Source organism: Tamlana crocina (assembly GCF_012037625.1).
Genome location: NZ_JAAVJS010000824.1, coordinates 1 through 289, shown reverse-complemented (window position 1 = coordinate 289; position 289 = coordinate 1). Strand labels below are relative to the sequence as shown.

General features: G+C 41.9%; 1 protein-coding gene. It reads left to right on the top strand.

What is annotated here, in order from left to right:
• Window positions 1–108 precede the first annotated feature (108 nt).
• Window positions 109–289: DUF6122 family protein (locus HC176_RS19870; protein WP_245234975.1), on the top strand; the 181-nt coding region annotated here is incomplete at its 3' end.

Genomic DNA, 289 nt, shown 5'->3' with positions numbered 1-289 from the left:
AGTCGCCAGGGTTCCTTTCAAAGATGATTCGATAATCCTTATTCCGATAGAGGCTTTAACGTACCTTTGCTCTTCTGAAATTTATTCTTAGTCCATAAACCTTAAGCCTTGCTACAAACTGTAGTTCATTACTTCCTCCATTTCATTTTCATAGGTGCCATCGCTTACGGGTACGATAGCAACAACTGGAAAAAATACTGGCTCATTTTATTGGCTACCATGCTCGTGGATCTGGACCATTTATTAGCCACTCCTATCTTTCAACCCGGCAGGTGCAGCATTGGATTCC